This window comes from Flavobacterium sp. LC2016-13 (assembly GCF_009707955.1).
Taxonomy (GTDB): domain Bacteria; phylum Bacteroidota; class Bacteroidia; order Flavobacteriales; family Flavobacteriaceae; genus Flavobacterium.
In genome coordinates, this window is the sequence record NZ_WMDQ01000046.1 from 1 (window position 1) to 688 (window position 688).

At 39.0% G+C, this 688-nt stretch carries 1 protein-coding gene; it reads right to left on the reverse strand.

Translation table 11 applies throughout. The features are described 5' to 3' along the window. Nucleotides 1-688 (reverse strand): Ig-like domain-containing protein (locus GKZ86_RS25185; protein ID WP_154785765.1); only part of this gene is annotated, 688 nt, incomplete at both ends.

A 688-nucleotide genomic window follows, 5' to 3' on the forward strand; every position in this document is an offset into this window, starting at 1 on the left:
ACTGGATTATCATTTACCGGTGTAACGGTAATAAGTTCATTGGCTGTAGCTGTTCCGCCGTGACCATCGCTGATAACGTAAGGGAAACTGATGGCTCCATTATAATTTAAACCTGCTGTAAACGTAATAACATTTGTAGCAGAAATACTTACAGTTCCGTTTGTAACTGAAATACTCTGAACTCCGCCTGTCAATGCAGTTCCGTTGATTGAAGTAATCGTTAAAGTATCGCCATCAACATCTGAATCTAATGCTAATGGGGTTAAAGTTACAGTTGCATCTTCGGCAACAGTATAATTATCATTAACTGCTACTGGATTATCATTGATAGGTGTAACAGTAATAAGTTCATTGGCTGTAGCTGTTCCGCCATGACCATCGCTGATAACATAAGGAATACTGATTGCCGTAGCCGAATTAAAGTTGGTTGTCGGCGTAAAAGTAATCACACCTGTCGCAGAAATATTTACAGTTCCATTTGTAACTGAAATACTCTGAACTCCGCCTGTCAATGCAGTTCCGTTGATTGAAGTAATCGTTAAAGTATCGCCATCAACATCTGAATCTAATGCTAATGGGGTTAAAGTTACAGTTGCATCTTCGGCAACAGTATAATTATCATTAACTGCTACTGGATTATCATTGATAGGTGTAACAGTAATAAGTTCATTGGCTGTAGCTGTTCCGC